This window comes from Streptomyces sp. NPDC094147, from assembly GCF_044764265.1.
In the GTDB taxonomy this organism is placed as follows: domain Bacteria; phylum Actinomycetota; class Actinomycetes; order Streptomycetales; family Streptomycetaceae; genus Streptomyces.
In genome coordinates, this window is the sequence record NZ_JBIWHT010000052.1 from 1 (window position 1) to 21,151 (window position 21,151).

At 69.1% G+C, this 21,151-nt stretch carries 22 protein-coding genes and 1 pseudogene; 15 read left to right on the plus strand and 8 right to left on the minus strand.

Annotated features, from left to right (window positions below):
• The first annotated feature begins 203 nt into the window (after window positions 1-203).
• Entirely contained in the window at window positions 204-353 is a 150-nt protein-coding gene (locus ACIQ8J_RS34345) for a hypothetical protein (RefSeq protein WP_403277870.1), read from the plus strand.
• On the opposite strand, the gene ACIQ8J_RS34350 is transcribed toward ACIQ8J_RS34345, so the two are convergent.
• From ACIQ8J_RS34350 to ACIQ8J_RS34360, 3 genes are read right to left on the minus strand one after another with little or no spacing between them, the layout of a single operon-like run.
• Window positions 323-967 carry a cysteine hydrolase family protein gene (locus ACIQ8J_RS34350; RefSeq protein ID WP_403277869.1) on the minus strand — a complete coding sequence of 215 codons (645 nt, stop codon included), beginning with the start codon at window positions 965-967 and terminating at the stop codon, window positions 323-325. The genes ACIQ8J_RS34345 and ACIQ8J_RS34350 overlap by 31 nt on opposite strands.
• A gap of 59 nt (window positions 968-1,026) precedes the next feature.
• The gene (locus tag ACIQ8J_RS34355; protein WP_403277868.1) at window positions 1,027-2,469 is read right to left on the minus strand and encodes an MFS transporter; all 1,443 of its coding nucleotides are present in this window, start codon (window positions 2,467-2,469) and stop codon (window positions 1,027-1,029) included.
• A complete protein-coding gene (locus ACIQ8J_RS34360; RefSeq protein ID WP_403277867.1) occupies window positions 2,466-2,936 on the minus strand; it encodes a MarR family winged helix-turn-helix transcriptional regulator in 471 nt (156 codons plus the stop codon). Before ACIQ8J_RS34360 ends, ACIQ8J_RS34355 begins: the two co-directional genes overlap by 4 nt.
• A gap of 810 nt (window positions 2,937-3,746) precedes the next feature.
• Between ACIQ8J_RS34360 and asnB the strand changes: the two genes are divergently transcribed.
• From asnB to ACIQ8J_RS34415, 11 genes are all read left to right on the plus strand, one after another.
• On the plus strand, window positions 3,747-5,561 hold the full coding sequence (gene asnB / locus ACIQ8J_RS34365; RefSeq protein ID WP_403277866.1) for an asparagine synthase (glutamine-hydrolyzing): 1,815 nt from the start codon (window positions 3,747-3,749) through the stop codon (window positions 5,559-5,561).
• A 42-nt stretch (window positions 5,562-5,603) separates the two neighbouring features.
• Complete coding sequence (locus tag ACIQ8J_RS34370) at window positions 5,604-6,065, plus strand: PPC domain-containing DNA-binding protein (protein WP_403277865.1); 462 nt, start codon at window positions 5,604-5,606, stop codon at window positions 6,063-6,065.
• Window positions 6,066-6,070: 5 nt separating this feature from the next.
• The gene (locus ACIQ8J_RS34375) at window positions 6,071-7,264 is read left to right on the plus strand and encodes a cytochrome P450 (RefSeq protein ID WP_403277864.1); all 1,194 of its coding nucleotides are present in this window, start codon (window positions 6,071-6,073) and stop codon (window positions 7,262-7,264) included.
• Window positions 7,265-7,283: 19 nt separating this feature from the next.
• Window positions 7,284-7,955: a DUF6875 domain-containing protein gene (locus ACIQ8J_RS34380; protein ID WP_403277862.1), complete on the plus strand. Its 672-nt coding sequence runs from the start codon at window positions 7,284-7,286 to the stop codon at window positions 7,953-7,955.
• The gene (locus ACIQ8J_RS34385; protein ID WP_403277860.1) at window positions 7,952-8,704 is read left to right on the plus strand and encodes an SDR family oxidoreductase; all 753 of its coding nucleotides are present in this window, start codon (window positions 7,952-7,954) and stop codon (window positions 8,702-8,704) included. The genes ACIQ8J_RS34380 and ACIQ8J_RS34385 overlap by 4 nt, the downstream gene beginning before the upstream one ends.
• A gap of 64 nt (window positions 8,705-8,768) precedes the next feature.
• Window positions 8,769-9,464: a hypothetical protein gene (locus ACIQ8J_RS34390; protein ID WP_403277858.1), complete on the plus strand. Its 696-nt coding sequence runs from the start codon at window positions 8,769-8,771 to the stop codon at window positions 9,462-9,464.
• Complete coding sequence (locus ACIQ8J_RS34395) at window positions 9,464-10,870, plus strand: FAD-binding oxidoreductase (protein ID WP_403277856.1); 1,407 nt, start codon at window positions 9,464-9,466, stop codon at window positions 10,868-10,870. Before ACIQ8J_RS34390 ends, ACIQ8J_RS34395 begins: the two co-directional genes overlap by 1 nt.
• Window positions 10,871-10,949: 79 nt before the next feature.
• On the plus strand, window positions 10,950-12,542 hold the full coding sequence (locus tag ACIQ8J_RS34400; protein WP_403277854.1) for a tryptophan halogenase family protein: 1,593 nt from the start codon (window positions 10,950-10,952) through the stop codon (window positions 12,540-12,542).
• Entirely contained in the window at window positions 12,539-13,057 is a 519-nt protein-coding gene (locus tag ACIQ8J_RS34405) for a flavin reductase family protein (protein WP_403277852.1), read from the plus strand. The genes ACIQ8J_RS34400 and ACIQ8J_RS34405 overlap by 4 nt, the downstream gene beginning before the upstream one ends.
• A gap of 20 nt (window positions 13,058-13,077) precedes the next feature.
• Window positions 13,078-14,169 carry an aminotransferase class I/II-fold pyridoxal phosphate-dependent enzyme gene (locus ACIQ8J_RS34410; RefSeq protein WP_403277850.1) on the plus strand — a complete coding sequence of 364 codons (1,092 nt, stop codon included), beginning with the start codon at window positions 13,078-13,080 and terminating at the stop codon, window positions 14,167-14,169.
• Between the two features lie 42 nt (window positions 14,170-14,211).
• Complete coding sequence (locus ACIQ8J_RS34415; protein WP_403277848.1) at window positions 14,212-14,754, plus strand: hypothetical protein; 543 nt, start codon at window positions 14,212-14,214, stop codon at window positions 14,752-14,754.
• Between the two features lie 684 nt (window positions 14,755-15,438).
• On the opposite strand, the gene ACIQ8J_RS34420 is transcribed toward ACIQ8J_RS34415, so the two are convergent.
• Window positions 15,439-15,630: a ferredoxin gene (locus ACIQ8J_RS34420; RefSeq protein ID WP_403277871.1), complete on the minus strand. Its 192-nt coding sequence runs from the start codon at window positions 15,628-15,630 to the stop codon at window positions 15,439-15,441.
• 61 nt (window positions 15,631-15,691) lie between these two features.
• A complete protein-coding gene (locus ACIQ8J_RS34425) occupies window positions 15,692-16,912 on the minus strand; it encodes a cytochrome P450 (protein ID WP_403277846.1) in 1,221 nt (406 codons plus the stop codon).
• Between the two features lie 112 nt (window positions 16,913-17,024).
• Between ACIQ8J_RS34425 and ACIQ8J_RS34430 the strand changes: the two genes are divergently transcribed.
• Complete coding sequence (locus tag ACIQ8J_RS34430) at window positions 17,025-17,678, plus strand: TetR/AcrR family transcriptional regulator (protein WP_403277844.1); 654 nt, start codon at window positions 17,025-17,027, stop codon at window positions 17,676-17,678.
• Window positions 17,679-17,713: 35 nt separating this feature from the next.
• On the opposite strand, the gene ACIQ8J_RS34435 is transcribed toward ACIQ8J_RS34430, so the two are convergent.
• From ACIQ8J_RS34435 to ACIQ8J_RS34445, 3 genes are read right to left on the minus strand one after another with little or no spacing between them, the layout of a single operon-like run.
• Complete coding sequence (locus ACIQ8J_RS34435) at window positions 17,714-18,571, minus strand: class I SAM-dependent methyltransferase (RefSeq protein WP_403277842.1); 858 nt, start codon at window positions 18,569-18,571, stop codon at window positions 17,714-17,716.
• A 21-nt stretch (window positions 18,572-18,592) separates the two neighbouring features.
• Window positions 18,593-18,937: a VOC family protein gene (locus ACIQ8J_RS34440; RefSeq protein ID WP_403277840.1), complete on the minus strand. Its 345-nt coding sequence runs from the start codon at window positions 18,935-18,937 to the stop codon at window positions 18,593-18,595.
• A 1-nt stretch (window position 18,938) separates the two neighbouring features.
• Window positions 18,939-19,118 (minus strand): CopG family transcriptional regulator, encoded by a 180-nt coding sequence (locus tag ACIQ8J_RS34445; protein WP_403277838.1) that lies wholly within the window; start codon window positions 19,116-19,118, stop codon window positions 18,939-18,941.
• Between the two features lie 250 nt (window positions 19,119-19,368).
• Between ACIQ8J_RS34445 and ACIQ8J_RS34450 the strand changes: the two genes are divergently transcribed.
• Window positions 19,369-20,877: an LCP family protein gene (locus ACIQ8J_RS34450; protein WP_403277836.1), complete on the plus strand. Its 1,509-nt coding sequence runs from the start codon at window positions 19,369-19,371 to the stop codon at window positions 20,875-20,877.
• Between the two features lie 59 nt (window positions 20,878-20,936).
• Window positions 20,937-21,151: pseudogene (locus ACIQ8J_RS34455) on the plus strand (hypothetical protein); the annotation flags it as partial.

Sequence of the window (21,151 nt, forward strand, 5' to 3'; positions counted from 1 at the left end):
GCGGTCAGACCCCCACCCTGCGCATACCGCATATCAACGGCATACCGCAGGGATCACCCACCGTCACCCCCGACACCAACCCGAAAACCTCAGTACCTGTTCCCATTCCAAGGTCATGCGCGGAGCTTACCGACCTGCCTTCGGAGGCAACTACCAGGCCCTGTCCAGGTGGCCGGGCGCGATTGCTCCAGCATGCTGGTCTGGTGGAACGCGATATCCAGGCGTCCATCCTTCAACTCGCCAACCAGACCTGGGCCAACACCGACACCCAGAACACGGCCCGCTCACTGATGCTGCTCATCCACTTCAACGCGGCCAGGAACTACCCCAACCCCTCACGCGGCGAGCTCTGACCGAGCGCCTCACCCTGTGCGGCGGACTGCAGCAGTTCGCGCAGCGTGGCTGTGTCGATGAGGTGAGCCCGGGACGGGAAGACCTTGTCGAGCAGCACTCGATGAGTCTCGGGGTCGGGGTCGGCGACGCCGTCGGACAGGACGTAGACGCGATAGTCGCGATCGGCGGCGTCGTTGAGGGTGGACAGGACGACGCCGCTGGTGCTGATCCCGGAGAGGATCAGGGTGTCGATACCGCGGTCGCGCAACTGCTGGTGGAGGTCGGTGGTGGAGGCCGAGCCGATGCGGATCTTGCGTACGACGATGTCGCCCTCCTCGGGGGCGATCCGTTCGTCGATCTGGGTGGCGGCGTCCTCGTGGTGCAGCATCTTCGCCGCGGCGACCGCGCTGAAGGTCTTGTTGGTCTCGGGGACCGACGCCCAGTCGTCCTCGGTGAAGGCGACGCGCACGTAGCCGATGGTGCCGCCTGCGGCGCGGACGTGGGCGATGGCGCCCTTGACCCGCTCGACGAGTGCGTCGGAGTCGGGGGCGAGTGGGACGATCCCGTTCTGGAAGTCCATGGCCAGCAGGGCGGTTCGCTCGGGGGTGATCGTGGGGAGGGCGGGGGTGCTCACGCGGGGGTTCTCCTTGGTGGGGTCTTGGGGTCTTGGGGGCTTGGTGTCTTGAGGGGTTTTCAGGGGTGTGTCGGGGTGTCGGGCGCGCGGTGTGTGTCGCGGCCCATCAGCCGGCGGTCGAGGAGGGTCAGCAGCAGGGCCGCGAGGCCCGCCGCGACCAGCACGAAGCCGAGGGTGTGCAGGCCGTTGTCGCTCGCGCCGTCGCGGAAGACGATGCTGCCGATCACGGCGGAGGTGATGGTTCCGAGGTACCCGAAGGTACGGAACAGACCGGAAGCGGTGCCGATCTGGTCGGGCGGTGCCGCGAGGTAGAGGGCGGTCTGGTTGCCGACCGTGGTGGCGGCGGACGTGACGCCGAAGACCAGGGAGACCAGCACGATCGCGATCGCCGGGCTGTGCGAGGTGAGCAGCATGATGCCGACCGAGCCGAGCAGCATCGACACCGCCGAGGCGATCAGCGGTCCGCGTACCAGGTTGCGTCTGGCGAGCGGGCGCGAGAGCAGAGCGGAGACGGCTCCCATCGGCAGCAGCAGGAGTCCGGCCGCCAGGGTGGACATGCCGTGTGCGGCTTCCATCCACTGGGTCATGCCGTACATCACGGAGTAGACGCCGAGCAGCGTGAGCGCCTGGCGCAGGTAGGTGCGGGCGAGAGCGCCGTTGGCGGCGAGGCCGCGGAAGTCGAAGAACGGCGCGGTCCTGCGCAGCTCCCACACGACGGTGGGCACGGCGGCGAGCACGAAGACGGCGAGTGCGATCCACTCGATCCGAGGGAGGCCCATCAAGTAGATGACCAGCGCGCTCATCGACACGGCGAATCCGAGGATGCCGGGCAGATCGATCCGGTCGGCGACTTTACGGAAACCCATGTGCGCGCGGTCGAGTACGGCATCCTCGGGCAGCCAGCGCAGGGCCATCGCCATCGCGATCGCGGTGACCGGGATGTTGATCAGGAACGCCCAGCGCCACCCCGCGGCGCCCACCAGCAGGCCACCGATCGGCGGGCCGACGGCGGCGGTGGCCATGCCCGCGATCGCGATGCCGCCGAGCACCCCGCCCGGCGGCGCGTCCATGCCCGCCTCCTCGGCGCGCCGCCGGATCAGCACCATCGCGCAGGGGAACGCGGCCGACGTGCCGATGCCGACCAGGACCCGGGCGACAGTGAGCATCGCCAGGTTCTGGCCGATGCCGCCGACCAGGCCGCCGAGCAGGACAAGGACGATGCCGGAGAGGAAGATCCGGCGCGGGCCGAGTACCTCCGCGAGCTTGCCTGCTGTCGGTTGCGCGACGGCGCTGGCCAGGTAGAGCGAGGAGACCAGCACGGCGGTGGCGCCCACCGGGACGTGCAGCTCGGCGGCGATGGGGACCAGCGCGGTCGCGATGATGGAGCTGTTGATGGGGTTGAGGCTGGAGCCCACGTAGAGCGGGGTCGTGAACGTCCACGCGAAGGGCTTGCGCCGGAGATCGCGAGCCTCGGCGTCGGCCGGAAGCGAGACCGTTCTCATATGCCGCCGTCGCTCAGGTCGGCCGCGGTGAGACGCTCCAGCAGCTCGATGGCCTTCTCCAGGTCCTTGCGCTCGTCCGGCGCGACGACCTGGTCGATGGCCCGCGCGAGGAAGGTGGCGCGGCCCGCGAGCAGCTTCTCGATCAGTTCGGTCGCGGACGGGTCGGCGCTCATCAGCTTCTTGCGGCCGTCCTGCGGATCGGGCTCGCTGTGCACCAGCCCGGCGGCCTTGAGCACCGCCAGGTTCTGCGCGATGGACTGCGCGCTGACGTGCTCCAGCGCGGCAAGCCGGGCCGCGGTGACCGGGCCCTCCCGCACCACGCTCACCAGCACGGCGAGCTGCGTGACGGTCAGACCGGTCGCATGCTGCCCCGATTCCGTGCGCAGCCGTGCGCGCAGCCGCTTGATCGCCTGGTTGAGGCGCTGCGCGGTCGCGGCGGACGGCTCCGGCTTGGGGTTCGCGTTCATGATTCCACCGTAAACTCCACAAGCAACTTTGCCAAGTTGCTTGTGGAGTTTTCTGTCATCCGGGTCGGGCGCCAGATGCGTGGCGAAGAACCCTGCCAACTTCTCGACGGCGGGCGTGCGGCTGCCACCTCCGCAGGGGAGCCCGCAAGCTCGGCAGGGAAAGGGGAGTTCGGTCTGATCAGGGACCGGGTGCGGTCGTGGGGCCTGATATCGGAGGCGGGTGCGGAGTCGGCAGTGAAGCATGGGCCATATTCTCGTTCCATTTCCCTACGTGTCATCGAAAATTCGTCGAGCAACAGCGGTGTGCGGAAGTTGTACACGATCGGGGTGCGTGACAAATTCAGAAGTCCCGGTGTTCTCTCTGATCCCAGGAGGCGTCGTGGGTGGGGAATTCTTGAGCCAAGCGAATCGGTGGGAGCCGTGTGTGGTGCGCGGGCAGATGCTCGCTTCTGCATGGCTCATGCCCGGTTCTGCGGGGATCGAGGCCGGGCTACGGCCCTGCTGGGGGCTGTGCATGCCCGAATCGGGCTGCCGGGCGTTTGAATTTCGTTTGTTTCGGCGCCCGTAGCGGGGGGCCGGAAGTGTCTCTGTCGCGGATTCCGTTCGAGGGCGGCTTGATAGGGTCGAAGCTGGTTCGACGGGGGTCGGATGCAAGGGCATCCGAGCGGATCTTCCTGTGCCCATAGATGGGCCTTCCCCGTCGGGATATTGCACTCCACAACCCTGGACACCTCAGGCAGAGGAAATACACAGGAAATACTCCACCGAAGCGGGCGGAGTGCTTCGTGGAACCGACGAATGGACAGCCGTATGTGCGGCATAGCAGGCTGGATCGACTTCGAACGAGACCTGGGCAAGGAGCGGACCATCGTGTCCGCCATGACCGAGACCCTCGCTCCACGCGGCCCCGATGCCAGGGGCGTATGGCTGGGCCCCCATGCGGGCCTTGGCCACCGGCGCCTGGCCGTGATCGACATCGAAGGCGGCCGGCAGCCCATGGAGGCCGAGGGCGCCGTTCTGACGTACAGCGGTGAGGTGTACAACTTCCGGGATCTGCGCGCCCAGTTGGAGCTGAAGGGACACCGCTTCCGTACGCGCAGTGATACCGAGGTCGTCCTGCGCGGCTATCTGGAGTGGGGCGACCGCGTCGCCGAGCGGCTCAACGGCATGTACGCCTTCGCGCTGTGGGACACGCGCACCGAAGAGCTCCTGCTGGTGCGCGACCGGATGGGCGTCAAACCGCTCTTCTACTGTCAACTCCCGGACGGAGGGCTGGTGTTCGGCTCCGAGCCGAAGGCGGTCCTCGCGCATCCGCGGGCCCCGCGAGCGGTCGACGCCGACGGTCTGCGGGAGATCTTCACCATCGTCCAGACCCCGGAACGGTCCCTGTACAAAGGCCTGCACGAGGTCCGCCCCGGGCAGCTGGTGCGCTTCGGGCGCCGCGGCCTGAGCAAGCGGCGCTACTGGACCCTGGCGGCCCGGGAGCACACCGACGACCTCGACACCACCACCGCGACGGTACGCGGGTTGCTGGAGGACATCGTCGAGCGGCAGCTGGTCGCGGACGTACCGGTGTGCAGTCTGCTCTCGGGCGGACTCGACTCCAGCGCCATCACCGCGCTGGCGGTCCCGCACGGCGATCTGCGTTCCTTCGCCGTCGACTTCGACGGCCTCACCGACCACTTCGAGGACGACGGAATGCGCGGATCGGCCGACGGGCCGTACGTCCAGGACGTCGTGCGACATCTGCGTACCGTCCACACCGACATCGTCCTCGGCACTGACGGACTCGCCGAGCCGGCCCTGCGCGACAGCGTGGTGCGCGCCTGGGAGTACCCGCAGTTCAGCGGGGACATGAACACCTCGCTCCACCTGCTGTTCCAAGCCATCCGGGAGCACTCGACCGTCGCCCTGTCGGGGGAGTCGGCCGACGAGGTGTTCGGCGGCTACGCCTGGTTCCACCTGCCCGAGGCGGTGAACGCGGCGACGTTCCCCTGGCTGGTCGTCATGATGCGGCAGCAGCGCCCCGACGATCTCTTCGACCCGGCGCTGCGCCGACAACTCGACACCGTCTCCTACGAGAACGACCGGTACCGCGAGGCGCTGGCCGAGGTGCCGCACGTGCCGGGAGCGGACGCGGTGGAGCGGCGGATGAGGGAGGTCTCCTACCTGCACCTGACCCGGTTCGTGACCATGCTGCTCGACCGCAAGGACCGCCTGAGCATGGCGCACGGACTGGAGGTACGGGTGCCGTTCTGCGACCACCGCCTGGTGGAGTACCTCTTCAATACACCCTGGTCGATGAAGACGTTCGACGGGCGGGAGAAGAGTCTGCTGCGTGCCGCGGTCCGCGACGTGCTGCCCCAGTCGGTGCTCGACCGGCGCAAGAGCCCCTACCCGGCCACCCAGGACCCCGCCTACGGCCTCGCCCTGCGGGCCGCGCTCGCCGACCTCGTGGCCGACGGCACCGCTCCGGTACTGCCGCTGCTCGACCAGCAGGCCGTCAAGGCCCTGCTCGCGACACCGACCGACGGGACCTCGACCACCTTGACGCGGATCAGCGTGGAAATGGTCCTGGACCTGAACTCGTGGCTCCGGTCGCAGGAGTTGCGCGTCGACCTGTGACACCGCCGCCACGTTCGTACACCTATTGATGGGAGTACCGCCATGCGTACCCACGAGCTGAAGACCGGAAGGACATTCGGCGTCAACTTCGATCACGGCGAGGACTTCCTGGCGACCCTCGCCCGCTTCTGCGCGGACCACGACGTCCGCCAGGGCTATGTGCCGATGTTTCTCGCCGCGTTCGCCGAGACCGAGATCGCGGGCACCTGCCAGCGGGTGGAGACGCCCGAAGCGCCGGTGCGCCTGCCCGTCCACCTGGAGAAGGTCGAAGCCATGGGCTGCGGCACCTTCTCCTACGACCCCGACAAGGACGCGATCGTGCCGCACGTCCACGTCACCGTCGGCCTGAAGCAGCAGGCGGCGCTGGCCTACTCAAGCCACCTGATCTCGGCGCAGGTCCAGTACCTCACCGAGATGCTCGTCGTCGAAGTCCTCACCCCCGAGATGCGCCGCCCGGTGCACCCCGAGCTGTGGGACATCCCCCTGCTGACCTTCGAGGACTGAGCGCCATGGCACCCGAAGCCTTTCCGTTCCCCGACGAACCCCTCGGCGGCGTGCCGCGCAGCTGCGCGTGGCGGCGCGCCCACGACCCGCTGGGCGAGGCCGAGCTGCCCAGCGGCGACGTCGTGGCCGTCGCGGTGCGCCACGCCGATGTCGAGGCCGTGCTCGCAGACCCCCGCTTCAGCCGTGACCTCAACCGCCCCGGCTCGCCCCGGTTGCAGCCCGACGCCGACATGTCCGAGGACCGCGACACCCTGATCAACCTCGACCCGCCCCGCCACACCCGGCTGCGCCAGATCCTCAACCGTTCGTTCTCCGTACGCAGAAGTGAGCGCTGGCGCCCGCGCATCCGCGTGATCGTGCGGGAACTCGTCGACACCATGATGGCGGCCGGCCCGCCCGGCGATCTGATGGCGGCACTCGCGCAGCCGCTGCCGATCCGGGTGATCGCGGAGATCCTCGGCGTCGCCGACGCCGACCTCGCGCAGTTCCGTCGCTGGGCCGAGACCGCCATGACCATCGGCCCCGAGCGGGCGGCCGAACGCGCCGGTGAACGCGAGGAGTTCTACGCCTACGTGGGCGACCTGGTCGCACGCCACCGCAGCGAACCCGGCACCGACCTGCTCGACGACATGATCGAAGCACGGGACGGCGGTGACCGTCTCAGCGAGGCGGAACTGATCGACACCGTACGCTCCCTGCTGCTCGCCGGACACGAGACCACCATGACCTCCATCGGCCGCGGGGCGTTCACCCTGCTGCGCCACCGAGACCAGTACGAGGAGCTCGTGGCCGACCCCGCTCTGGTCCCGGCGGCGGTGGAGGAGATCCTGCGGCACGACTTCCCCGCCGACGTGGGTTTCCTGCGCGTGGCCGTACAGGACGTCGAGCTGCCCTCCGGTTGCGTGCACAAGGGGCAGGGCGTGATGCCGCTGATCTCCTCGGCGCACCGTGACGACGCCCAGTTCACCGACCCGGACCGGTTCGACATCCACCGGCCGATGCCCAAGGGGCATCTGGCCTTCGGCAAGGGGCCGCACTACTGCATCGGCGCGCATCTCGCACGCATCCAGTTGCAGGAGGCCTTCGACGCCCTCGTGCGCGGAGTGCCGGGTCTGAACCTGGCTGTGCCCGCGCACGAGGTGCCGTGGCAGCCGGGCATGGTCACCCATGCCCTGGCCGCCCTGCCCATCACCTGGTGACCTTCACGACGGGGGCCCTATGAACACCACAGCACCGCACCCGCTCTACCACTCGGACGACCTGGCGCGCCTGACCAGCGACCTGCCCGTCATCAGCCGCATCGCCGCCTGGTGCGAGGAGTTCCTGTGCCGGCCGCATCACGACCTCGGCCGCACCGGCTCGGTGTGTCCCTTCATGCCGCGCGCCCTGGCGATGAACCGGATCAGCTTCACCGTCGTGCACACGCGCGACCGCGCCCAGGCCGACATCGACACCACCATCGCCGCGTACCGGACCGTCTTCCTGGAGACGGAACCGAACTCCGGGCCGGGTGCCCTGGAGAAGGCGATCCTGGTGATCCTGCCCGACGTCGGCGCCGAGGACGCGCCCGTCGTGGTGGACGAGACGCACCGCAGGCTCAAGGCCGGATTCGTCGACTCCGGCCTCATGATCGGCAAGTTCCATCCGCGCAGTGAACAGGGCGGCCTGCACAACCCCGGCTTCCGGCCGCTGCGCAGCCCGGTCCCCCTGCTCGCCATCCGGCACATGGTCGACTCCGATCTGCCCTTCCTGAACCGCACCGACGACCCCGTCCCCGATCGCATCAAGTTCCTGGAGTCCTACGAGCAGCGCTTCGAGGGCGCCGAGGGCTCACGGTGGTCCGCGCGGGGCCGGGCCGCGCTCGGCGAGATCCGGGAGGCGGGACGATGACGACCCCGCCCGCGCGCACATCCGTGATCGTCTCCGGAGGCACCCGCGGCATCGGCGCGGCGGTCGCCCGGCGCCTGGCGCAGAGCGGAGCCGACCTCGTCCTCGGGTATGCCCAAGACGACGGTGTCGCCGAGGAGTTGGTGCGCGAGACCGAGAAGAACACCTCGGCCCGCGCCGTGGCGGTACGCGGCGACATCAGCCGCCCCGCGGCTGTGGACGCGCTGTTCGCCGCGGCCCGGAAGGCGTACGGCGGTGTGGATGTGGTCGTCGGCTGCGCGGGCGCCCACGCCCGGGTGCGCGGCCCCCTGTCCGACATGGCCGACGAGGACATCCACCGGGTCGTCGGCGTCAACCTCCTGGGCACCTGCCACCTGCTGCGCGCCGCCGCCCGGCACGTGCGGCCCGGCGGACGCGTCATCACCTTCTCCAGCTCGGCCGCCGCCCTGGGCGTGCCGGGACAGGCCCTCTACAACGCGAGCAAGACCGCCGTCGAGGTGCTGACCCGCCAACTCGCCAAGGAACTGGCCGGGCGCGGGATCACCGTCAACGCCATCGCCCCCGGACCCACCGGCACGGAGCTCTTCCTGCGCGGCAGAACGGCCGAGGACATCGAGGCGCTGGCCCGGCAGGTTCCGCTCGGCCGGATCGGTCGCCCCGAGGACATCGCCGACGTGGTGACCTTCCTCGTGGGGCCGTCCGGCGGCTGGATCAACGGGCAGGTCATCCACGCCAACGGCGGGATCGTCTGACCCCCGGTCCGCCGCACCGCACACATCAGCGCACTTAGACGCACATACGGAGAGGAGCGTCGCCATGCCCGAAACCGGTACGGCGCACGCAGACACAGCACACACCGATACCCGCGAACAACCGGCCGGGGGCCCCTTCGAGGCCGTCGAAGCGATGGTCGCGGACGCCGACGTCTTCACCGAATTCATCGAGGACGCCGTCGACCAGTACCGTCGCGGCCTCGCCTCGGTGGCCGCCGGCGGCTCCCGCCTGCACCGCCCCAACAGCTTCGGTCTGCTCGGCGGAACCCTGGAGGACGACGCACTCGTGGTGCGCCGGGTCGCCTTCGCGACCAATGTGCGCGCGGTCGACGACGTACCGCTGGAGGAGTTCCGGCAGAACATCGTGCCCCGCTTCGGCAAGCAGTACGACGACGGCGAACGGGGATTCTGGTGCGACTCGCGCCAACTCCTGCAAGTGGTGCGGAAGTTCGAGGCCGAGGGGCTGGAGATGCTCGGTTCGGTCCACATGCACCCGGACTGGCACCGGGTGGGGCCCCCGCACGAGCGCAGGGAACACCTCAGCGAGAACCCCAGCCGCATGGACGAATACCTCTTCCGCAATGCGGGCTGGCCGCTGAACGTCATCTGCTACCTCGAAAGCCGGGGGGCCGGCGTCACCCACACCTTCGCGGCCTGGCGACCGCCCGCCGACGAAGCGGTCAAGGCCACGAAGATGCCGATCAGGTTCTTCGCCCGCGGCCACGAAGGTTCCGCGTGATGGCCCGCTACCCGGACACCATAGGCGCGGTGGTGACGCCCGACGACGCGCGCTACGACACGGCGCGGCGCCTGTGGAACGGCCGCTTCGACTACCGCCCCCGGGCCGTCGTCTACCCGAGCGGCGCACAGGAGACGGCAGCCGCCCTGGGTTATGTCCGCGACCGGGGCATTCCCTTCCGGATCCGCTCCGGCGGTCACAACAGCGAAGGCTTCAGCGGTCTGGACGACGGCGTCGTCATCGACGTGTCGCGGCTGGGCTCCCTGGCCGTCAACGCCGACCGCACCAGGGCCGTCCTCGGCCCCGGTGTCCTGCTCGGCGAGGCATACGCGGCGCTGTGGTCCCTCGGCGGCACCATCCCCGCGGGAGTCTGCCCCGACATCCGCATCGGCGGCCACGTGCTCGGCGGCGGCATCGGCATGCTGGTGCGCTCGCGCGGTCTGCTCATCGACCACCTGGTGGGGCTCACTCTCATCGACGCGGACGGCCACGTCCTCGACGTCGACGAGCACCACCACGCGGATCTGCTGTGGGCCTCACGCGGAGGCGGCGGCGGCAACTTCGGGATCGTCACCTCGTACACCTTCGCCCTGAGCCCGATCGCCGAGGTGACGCTGTTCTCCCTGGAGTGGAACGCGGCCGGCGCCATCGCGGCCCTGGACGCCTGGCAGCACTGGATCCGGGATGCGGACCCGCGGGTGAACGCCCGCTTCAACCTGTTCCCCTCCGCCGCCGACAGGGCGCTGGCCACCGGACTGTTCGAAGGCTCCACCGATGAACTCACCGCCCTGCTAGGTCCGTTGACCACCTCCTGCCCGCCCCGCTCGATGTCCCTGCGCACCCTCCCGTACGGGGACAGCATCGGCACCTGGACCGAGCAAGTCCCGTCCATCCGCGCCAAGTTCACTCCCGCGCTCGCCGCCGACCCGCTGGGCACGGCGGCGCTGCGGACCCTGGAGCGTTGGCACGAGAAAGCGCCGCCCGGCGTCAAGACCGGGTTCTACGGTCTGGGCGGCGCGGTCCTGGCCGATGTTCCGCCCGGCCACTCGGCGTTCGCGCACCGCGACGCCTCACTGTGTGTGGAATACCTCGGCCACTGGAGCGATCCGGCCGCCGACCGGGAGCACCTGGAGTGGCTGTCCGGGATCCGGGAGGAGATGCTCCCCTTCATGACCGGCGGGGCCTACGTCAACAGCCCCGACCGCGACCTGCCCGACTGGCTGCACGCCTACTACGGGGACCGACTGCCCCGGCTGATGGAGGTCAAGCGCCACTACGACCCCCGGGGGGTGTTCGCGTTCGAGCAGAGCATCCCCGGCTCGCTCTCCCCGGCCGGGGCCGAAGCCGCCGGACTGCCCGACGCGGTCGTCGCAGACCTCCGCGCCCGCGGCCTGCTCACGGACTGACGGAACCGGGGGCGGCAAGGCCAGACCGCGCACCACCCTCAACACCCCACCATCTTCTTCGAGTTAGGACATCCGCGCCATGGACAACCGCATCAGGAAGGTCGTCATACTCGGCGGCGGCACCGCCGGCTGGATGACCGCGGCATACCTCGGCAAGGCCCTGCAGAACACCGTGAAGATCACGGTTCTCGAAGCACCGAGCATCCCGCGCATCGGTGTCGGCGAAGCCACCATCCCCAACCTGCAACGCGCCTTCTTCGACTACCTCGGGATCGCCGAGGAGGAGTGGATGCGCGAGTGCAACGCCAGCTACAAGATGGCCGTCAAGTTCATCAACTGGCGCACCCCTGGCGACGGCAGCCCACAACCCCGCGTCGTCGACGGGTACGCGGACGCCTTCCACCATCCCTTCGGCCTGCTGCCCTCCAGCGACCGCATTCCGCTGTCCCACTACTGGGCGGCCAAGGCGCTGCGCGGCGAGACCACCGAGCCGTACGACCACGCCTGTTTCACCGACACGGCGATCATGGACGCCAACAAGGCGCCCCGCTGGCTCGACATGCGCCGCGCCACCAACTACGCCTGGCACTTCGACGCCCAGCTCGTCGCCAAGTTCCTGCGCACCTTCGCGGTGACCAAACAGGCCGTCGAACACGTCGAGGACGAGATGACCGAAGTCCTCACCGACGAGCGCGGGTTCATCACGGCACTGTGTACCAAGTCGGGACGGCGCCTGGACGGCGATCTGTTCGTGGACTGCTCCGGCTTCCGCGGACTGCTCATCAACCAGGCCATGGGCGAGCCGTTCCTGGACATGAGCGACCACCTGCTGTGCGACAGCGCGGTGGCCACCGCCATACCCCACGACGACGAGAAGCACGGCGTCGAGCCCTACACCTCCTCCATCGCCATGCCCGCCGGCTGGACCTGGAAGATCCCCATGCTCGGCCGGTTCGGCAGCGGCTACGTGTTCTCCAGCCGCTTCGCCGACCGCGACGAGGCCACCGCCGACTTCGCCCGGCTGTGGGGCCTCGACCCGGAGCGGACCCCGTTCAACCACATCCGCTTCCGCGTCGGCCGCAACCGCAGGGCCTGGGTGCGCAACTGCGTCAGCATCGGACTTGCGTCGTGCTTCGTAGAACCCCTGGAGTCCAGCGGCATCTACTTCATCTACGCGGCGATCCACATGCTCGCCAAACACTTCCCCGACCGCACCTTCGACCCGGTGCTCGTCGACCGGTTCAACCGCGAGATCCAGGAGATGTTCGACGACACCAGGGACTTCCTCCAGGCCCACTACTACTTCTCGCCGCGCACGGACACACCGTTCTGGCGGGCCAACAAGGAGCTGAAACTCGCCGACGGCATCAAGGACAAGGTCGAGACCTACCGGTCCGGACTGCCGGTGAACCTGCCGATCAGCGACGAGGGCACCTACTACGGGAACTTCGAGGCCGAGTTCCGCAACTTCTGGACCAACGGCAGCTACTACTGCATCTTCGCCGGACTCGGCATGCTCCCGCGACACCCGCTGCCCTCTCTGGCCCACAAGCCCGAATCCGCCGCGCTGGCAGAGCAGTTGTTCGCCGACATCAAACACAAGCAGCGCGACTGGGTGGAGTCGCTGCCCTCCGCCCACCAGTTGCTGCGCCAGTTGCACGGTGTCTCATGAGCGGCACCACCGCGCAGGGCCGGGACATCACCGCCGCGGCGAACCAGCGTCGCTTCCGCGACCTGATGAGCGCCTTTCCCACCGGCGTCGCCGTCGTCACCAGCGTGGACGCCGAGGGATCGCCGCGCGGCATGACCTGCTCCTCGCTCACCAGCGTCACCCTGGAACCGCCCACACTCCTCGTCTGCCTGCGCCGCGGCAGCGCCACCCTGGCGGCGGTGAACACCCGGGGCGGCTTCGCCGTCAACCTCCTGCACGCCCACGGGCAGCACACCGCCGAGCTGTTCGCCGGCCCCGATCCAGACCGGTTCGCCCGCGTGTACTGGCGACGCTCGCCCTCGGGCCTGCCCCACCTCACGGACGACTCGATCGCCGTGGCCGACTGCCGCGTCGCCGGGATGTTCGACGTCGGCGACCACACCGTCGTCCTGGGCGAGGTCGGCGTCATCGGCCGGAGCGACGGCACGCCGCTCCTGTACGGCCTGCGCCGCTTCGCCGCATGGCCGCACCAGTGACCCACTCGACAAGGACACCCATGACAACGAGTCGTGCCCCGCACCCCTCGGCCCGCAGCGCGGAACTCAACCGGCTGCCCGCCTACCGCTCCACCGACCCGACGGCTCAGCACACGGACGGCGTCATCGACCTCGCCAACAACGAACTCGCGCTGCCGCCCCTCCCGGCGGTGGCGGAGTCGCTGCGCCACAACGCCGACCGCGTCAACCTCTACCCCGACCCCACCGCACGCACCCTGCACCACACGGTGTCCCGGCACTTCGCCACCGACCCCGAGCGGGTCGTCGTCGGCCCCGGCAGCGGCGCGGTCCTTCAGCAGTTCCTGCTCGCGCTGTGCGGCCCCGGCGACGAAGTCCTCCACCCCTGGCCCGGCTTCGACGCCTACCCGCTGCTCGTCGCGCTGGCGGGCGCCCGGGGTACGCCCATCCCGCTGACGGCCGCCGGAGGGCACGACCTGCCCGCGTTCGCGGCGATGGTCACCGCCCGCACCCGCGTGATCATCCTGTGCTCCCCGCACAACCCCACCGGCAGCCGCATCCCGCACCCCGAGCTGCGCGAGTTCCTCGCCGCACTCCCGCCCCACGTCGTGACCGTCCTCGACCAGGCATACGTGGAGTTCGACGAGGAAGAGGACACCAGCGACCTCGACCTGATGCACGCGAGGCCCCAGACCGTGCTGCTGCGTACGTTCTCCAAGGCGTACGGACTCGCGGGGCTGCGCGCCGGCTACGCCTTCGCCGCTCCGGGCCTCGCGGCCCTGGGCCGCAGGACACTGCTGCCGTTCTCGGTCACGCGCCTCGCCGAACGGGCCGCGCAGATCTCCCTCGACCACCCCCAACAGCTCATCTCCCGCCTGGAGTTGGTGCGACGCGGGCGGACGCGACTGTATGAGGGGCTGTGTGCGGAGGGGCTTGCGCCCCTGCGGTCGTACGGCAATTTCGTGTGGCTTCCGCTCGGTGCGGCGGCCGAGCGCTTCGCCACCGCCGCCCTGCGGGCCGGGGTCCGGGTCCGGGCCTGCCCGGGGGAAGGCGTACGGATCTCGGTGGGCGGCGACGAGGCGCACCGGCGGGTGCTCGCCGCGGCCCGGGACTTCGGGGGCGCGGGCGAGTGAAGGGGCGAGCGGGTTCACAGGCTGCTCGGCCATACTGCGCATGTGGAGCAGCGATCAGAACACCAGTACATGCCCCTGGGTGGTGCCGCGACGGATCCCGCGTACGTTCCCGGTCTTGTGCCGGCGCGTGCGGTTGCATCGGGGGAGGAGCACGCGCCCGACGAGGTCCTTGAGGAGGACGCCGTACCCGAAGAGGACGAGAACGGCGGGCCCAAGGCGGCGGCCGAAGCCGAGGTCGCCGATGGCGGGGCGGATCCGGCCGAAGCGGACGCAGCGGATTCCGAAGGCGAATCCGACGCTGACGTCGGTGGGCCCGTTTTCGAGGTGTCCGACCGACAGGGTTCGATCGTCGCCGACCGTCGAGGAGTCCGGCTGCGGCTGGCCGACGAAGAGGCCGACTTCCGGTGGGACGAGCTCAGCGCGGTCGAGTACCGCACACCGCGGTGGTCGCGGCGTTTCGAGATCGTCGTGTACACACCGGCGCACCGACGGTTCTCCCACGACGTCGAGGCCGCCGACCGGGCCGGCGTCAAGGAGTGGCCCGAGCAACTCGACGCCGTGCTCGACGCGTACTTCGAGGAGTGACTCGACCGGCTCGGCCGGGGACCACGCTTCCCCGGCCGAGCCGGTCGGCACAGGAGAGCGGTCAACTCCGTTGGTGTGTGCGGTACTTGATGGAGAGGCTGAAGCGGGAATCGCCCCCTGCGCGGGGTCATCCGGTTCGGCCCGGACTGGAGCGCGGAGTTCGTACGGTCCGACCCGACGTCCGCAGCGGGCGGTCGTCGTCTGCTCCGAACCCGTTCACCGCGCAGGAGCTGTCCGGTCGTGGAGCGGGCGCCCGATGAGGTGTCGAAGATGCGGACGGCCACGGGCACGAGGGGCCGGCGCGCCTGGCCACGGTCCTGCACAAGGGCGGGTAGGTCTGGGAGCAGCGCTCACAGCCAGCGTTTGGCTGCCTCTCGACGCTGTCGCCGCCGTTGGTGTTGAAGGCGAGTGCGACTCCTGGTGCGTGTCGGCGGACCAGGTTCACGACCCGCTCGAAGGAGGTCGGAAGGGGTTCCGGCTTGCGTATCCCGCCCCCGATGGCGACGACGTCCCCATCCCGCTCGGAGAGCGCGGCGACGACCGTCGACCAGGTGCCGGTACCAGGGCCGGCCGTCGGCTCAGGGGACGCGTACGGAGGTCGGCACGCAGCCCTCCTCTCGGGCCGCAGGACCATCGTCGTGCTGGGACCGGGCCGCCGTGAGCGGTCCGGTCCCGGTGCGGGGCTTATTCGGTGATCCGGACCGCGCCGGACGGGCAGAGGCTGCCCGCCCGGCGGGCGGCGGGCTGATGGCCGATGCCGGGATCGGGCATGAGCACCTCGACGATGCCGTCGTCGTCCTGGTCGAAGACGTCGGGGGCGGTCAGCGCGCACAGGCCGGCGCCGATACAGACGTCCCGGTCGGCGGACACCTTCATGGCGTCTTCCTTCGGCTTCATGGTGTCTCCCGTCGGCGTCATGGTCCCTCTTTCGGCGCGGTCACCAGGTGACCGGAAGTTCGTTGACGCCCTGGATCGTCGTGCCGGGGCGCAGCGTCAACTGCTCGACCGGGACGGCCAGGCGCAGCGTCGGGATGCGCTCGAACAGCGTGGTGATGAGGACTTCGAGTTCCAGGCGGGCCAGGTTCTGGCCGAGGCACTGGTGGACTCCGTAGCCGAAGGAGATGTGGTGGCGGGCCGAGCGGTGCACGTCGAAGGTGTCCGGATCCTCGAACACCGAACCGTCTCGGTTGGCAATGGAGTTGGTGACGATCACGCCATCGCCCGCGCGGATGACCTGGCCGTCGATCTCGATGTCGGCGGTGGCGAACCGGCCGCCGGCGAAATCGGCGATGGCGAGGTAGCGGAGCAGTTCCTCGACCGCCCCGGGGACCAGACTCGGGTCGGCTCGCAGAGCGGCGTGCTGTTCGGGGTGTTCCAGCAGCGTGATCACGCTGAGCGAGGTCATCGAGGCCGTCGTCTCATGTCCGGCGACGAGCAGCAGCAGTGCGGTCGAGATGAGTTCCTCGCGGTCGATCCCGCCGCCCGCCAACTGTTCGGTGACCAGGGTGCTCAGCAGTCCGGGCCCGGGTTGGGTCTGCATCTGGGTGATCAGGGAGTCCAGGTAGTTCCGGAGCTCGTCGCGTGCGGCGGCCGCGCCGTCCGCGTCCGTCGCCTGTACCAGCCGCTTGCTCGCGTCCTGGAAGAAGTCGTGGTCGCCATAGGGCACACCGAGGAGCCGGCAGATCACCAGAGAGGGGACGGGCAGCGAGAGCCGGCTCACCAGGTCGACGGGCGGGCCCGCGGCGAGCATGTCGTCGATGAAGCCGTTCACGATGCGCTCGATGTCGGTACGCATCCCCTTGATGCGCTTCACCGTGAACTCGCTGATCAACATCCGCCGTTGGGAGTCGTGTTCGGGCGGATCCATGCCGATGAATGCCTGAGGCTGCTCCCGGATGGCTTCGAAGAGCGGTGATGTGGCGGGGAATTCGGCGCGGGTGCGGTCGGAGGAGATCCTGGGGTCGGCGAGTAAGGAGCGCGCCACCTCGTGTCCGGACACGATCCAGGCCCGTCGGCCGTCGTAGAGGGTCACGGGGTGCAGCGAGTCGGGCTCGTCCCGAAGTCGGCTGTACATCTCCGGGAGTTGATAGGGGCAGGTCCGGTCGGCTGGGAAGGCGGGGGCGTCGTGCGTCTGGAGCCGTGCGGCAGTCTCGGTCATCGAAATCCCTCGAAACCTCAGACGGTTAAAGAACGGACAGTTCTCTAAGTAAGAGGCTAAGCTGCCCTCATAGAGAACGCAACGGTCTCTAAGGAAGCGTTGGGGAGTCACGGTGTCACTGAACTCCGAACAGGCCGACGAGCAGGCCGCCGAACTGGTCGCTGACCACCGCAAAGGTCCCCGCCGTCGCGGTGGGGAACTGGAACGCGCCATTTTGACGGCGACTCTGGCTGAACTCATCGAGGTGGGCTACCCCGCGCTGACCATGGAACGGGTGGCCGCACGGGCCCGTACCGGCAAGGCCGCCGTCTACCGCCGCTGGTCCAGCCGCGCCGAACTGGTCATGGACGCCTGCAAGTTGAGCGGGTTCTCCGACGTCCCGGCCCCCGACACCGGCGCACTCCGCACCGACGTGATCGCCCTGCTGCGGCAGATCTCCCACAAGATGGCCAGCCCCCTCGGCGGCATCATGCGCGGGCTCCTCCCGGAGATGACGCGCGACGCCGAGCTCGCCGGACTGATCCGGGAACACATCCACACGGCCGGCCCCGCGACGAGCCACACCATCCTGGAACGTGCCGTCGAACGCGGCGAGGTCGAGCCGTGGGTCCTCGCCTCGCGAAGAGCCACGGTGGCGACCGACCTGCTGCGCAACCAGTTCCTCCTGTTCGGTGCCCCCGTCGACGACGAGGCCATCACGGAGATCGTCGACGACGTATACCTCCCCCTGATCCTGACCCCGGCTCCGAACCCACCGCGCACCTAGGGGGGCGTCCGGCGAGTGGCCTTGAGGAGGGGGGATCAGGTGGTGGCCAGGAGCAGGTCCTCTCCGGTCGAGGGGCTGAGGCCGTCGGTGCGATCGGCGAAGTAGCGCTCGGCGAGCGCACTTCCCGATACGTGCCGGGCGTCCTCGAAGCCGGCTTCCCGGGCCCGTGCCAGCATCTCGGGCGGGGTGTAGAAGCTGATGAACGGTGTTCCGGATGCTTGCGCGCCTTCCTCGCTGGTCCGGAGACCGGGACGATCGGCCGCGTCGAGCAGTTCGGTCGGCAGCAGGAAGGTCATGGCGAGCGTCGAGCCGGGTGCGAGCCCGGTGATCTGGCGCAGGGTGGCCGCGGTGGCGGCTTTGGTGAGGTACATGGAGACGCCGGTGGACACGATGACCGATGGCCGGCCGGCATCGAAGCCCGCGGCGGCCAGCTTCTTCAGCCAGTCCTCGCTCGCCTCGAAGTCGACCGGCACCAGGTGCAGCCAGTCGGGGATGCCATAGCCGAGTTCGACCAGGCGGTGGCGCTTCCAGGCCTGGGGTCCGGGCTGGTCGACCTCGAAGACCCGTAGGCGGGAGGCGACTTCCGGCCTGCGCTGGGCAAAGGTGTCCAGGCCCGCTCCCAGGATGACGTACTGGGTGATGCCACGGTCCGCCTGCTCGGCGATCAAGTCCTCGATGAAGCGAGCGCGGGCCACGACGGCCGCCCGGAATCCTCTGGTGGCGTACGGGTCCATGTCGGGGCGGCGGCGCCAGTCGTCGGCGGGGGCCGCCAGTTGCAGGCCGATCTCGTCCTCCAGTACATGCGGTGGCGGGTCGACCCGGACGTGCATCGCGCGCCAGAGGGCGGTCCGTACCGCCGTGTTGTCCGGTGCCTCGGTCTGCTCGTCTGCCATGGTGTTCCCCTTCCCGTGCGGTCAGTTCTTGGCGGGAGCCTGGAGGTTCCACAGACGCCCGTCGGGGTCGCGGACGGTCATCTCCCTGGTCCCGTAATGGGTGTCCTCGAACGGCGTCACCACCTCGACGGCGGGATCGGTACGGAACGTGTCAGCGTCCGGCACCTTCAGAACCATCCGCGTCTGGGGCTCTTGGTCCTCGGGGACCTCGGCGATGAAGACGTACGGCCCGTCGCCGTTGCGGAGCCGACCGGAATTGTGGTCGGTCGAGAACTCCAACTCGTAGCCCAGCGACTGGAAGAACTTCGCCGCCTTGCCCCAGTTGTGGGTCGTCAAGAACACGGCCTCAATGCCTTCGGTCGCCATGTCAGGTCTCCTTCTCGGTCGATTGCCGGGTGTGTCCAGGGGTGTCGTCGAGGTAGGCGCGCAGTGCGTCGGCGACCAGGGCCGACAACGACATGCCCGACTCGATGGCGCGGTACTTGACCTGCTTGATCAGCCCGATCGGCAGGTACACGTTGAACTGCTTGACTTCCTCATCGCTCACAAGGCGACGCTAGCATGCTAGCAAGCTAATTTCTCGGAATGTCGGCGTCAATTTTCGCGCGCGGTTGCTGATGTGGATGCCTCGGCTCCGGCGAGTTCGCGGAGCGGCAACCCCGGCTTCCTCTCGTCGGACCGACGCATGAACCAGGACTGAACCCGTCACAAAGATTGCTATATTGCGCAACTGGAGAACTGTTGATGGGGGCAGGCGTCCCCTTCCCTTGTGACGCGGACGGACAAGAGGCGCGCAGATGGCAGGCAGTCATAAGGCGTCGGGCCGCCGGCCTGGAGGCGGCCGGTCCGCTGTGCGGCCCCAGCGCAACAGAGTACGGATCGGAATCGCCGCAGGCGTCTCGCTGCTCGTGCTGTTGACGGCCGGTGCGGGGTGGATCTACATCCAGCTCGACGGCAACATCGAGACCTTCGGCGCGGACGGGATCTCCGGCGACCGCCCGCCCGCCTCGGCCAACGGGGCGAACGTGCTGGTGATCGGAACGGACGCGCGGACCGACGGCAACAGCAGCCTCGGCGGCGGCAAGAAGGGTGACATCGGCCGCTCGGACACCGCGTTCCTGCTGCATGTGTACGCCGATCAGAAGCATGCCGTCGCGGTGTCCATTCCCCGCGACACCCTGGTCGACATCCCCTCCTGCAAGCTCCCCGACGGCAGTTGGACCACCCGGCAGAGCAACACCATGTTCAACGCCGCCTATTCAGTGGGTCAGTCCCCCAAGGGCAATCCCGCCTGCAGCCAGAACACGGTGGAGAAGCTGACCGGGCTGCGCGTCGATCACACGGTGGTGGTCGACTTCAAGGGCTTCGCGAAGATGACCGAGGCCGTCGGCGGCGTCCAGGTCTGTCTGCCCCAGGACATCTACCAGAAGGATCTCAACCCCAATCGGCCCACCCGCGGTGACCAGATCTTCGCCAAGGGACCGCAGACCGTCTCGGGCCAGAAGGCCCTGGACTACGTACGCATCCGGCACGGCATCGGCGACGGCTCCGACATGGGCCGCATCAAGCGTCAACAGGCCTTCGTGGCCTCGCTGTTGAAGAAGGTGAAGAGCGACGGGCTGACACCCACCAGCTTGCTGCCGCTGGCCAACGCCGCCATGCAGTCCCTGACCGTGGACCCCGGGCTCGGCTCGGCCGACAAGCTGATCTCCTTCGCCCTGTCGATGAAGGACGTCGACCTGCACAACACCAAGTTCGTCACCCTTCCGTGGCGTTATCAAGGTGCCCGGGTTGCCATCGTCCACCCGGACGCGGAGGCCTTGTGGGTCGCGCTCAAAGCCGACCGCACCCTGGATGGCCAGGACGCCGGCAAGCATCACGACGACCAGGCGAGCGCGGCATCCCCGTCGCCGGGCGCCGCCTCGGCGGTCTCTGGCACGGGTATCTCGGTCGCCGTGTACAACGGCACCACCGTCTCCGGTCTCGCCGCCCGCGCCGCCGACGCGCTCAAGCAGCACGGCTTCACCGTCACCGGCGCGGGTACGGCCGCCGTCCGCACCCAGACCAGGACGGTCATCGAGTACGGGCCCGGCCAGCAGGACCGGGCCGAGAAGGCTGCCCAGGTCTTTCCCGGCGCGGAGGTCGCCGCGAGCGGCACGGCCGGGATCAAAGTCATCCTCGGCAAGACCTATGCCGTCGGCCCGACCGCGACGGCATCAACGGCGCCGAGCACGGTGCCCTCCGGCCTCGCCGACGGCGCCCGCTCGGCCGACGACGACCTCTGCTCCAACCTTTCCTATGGCTGAGCTCCACCGGGCAGTGGACCACCGCGCTCGGCCACTTTCACACGCTGAGGAGAACTCTGATGCCCGTCCTTCCCCGGGCCGCGGGACAACTGCGCCCGGCCACCGTCCTGATCGGGTTGCTGCTCGCGCTGGCCGCCGTCCTCGTTCCCATACCCGCGCACGCGGCGAGTGGTACCGGCGCGGTGGCCGATGCGCTGAAGAAGAGTCCTGTGTACGTCGATCCGCGGGCTGAGAGCCAGTTGTCCAAGCCGGATGCCGAGGCGCTCGCGAAGAA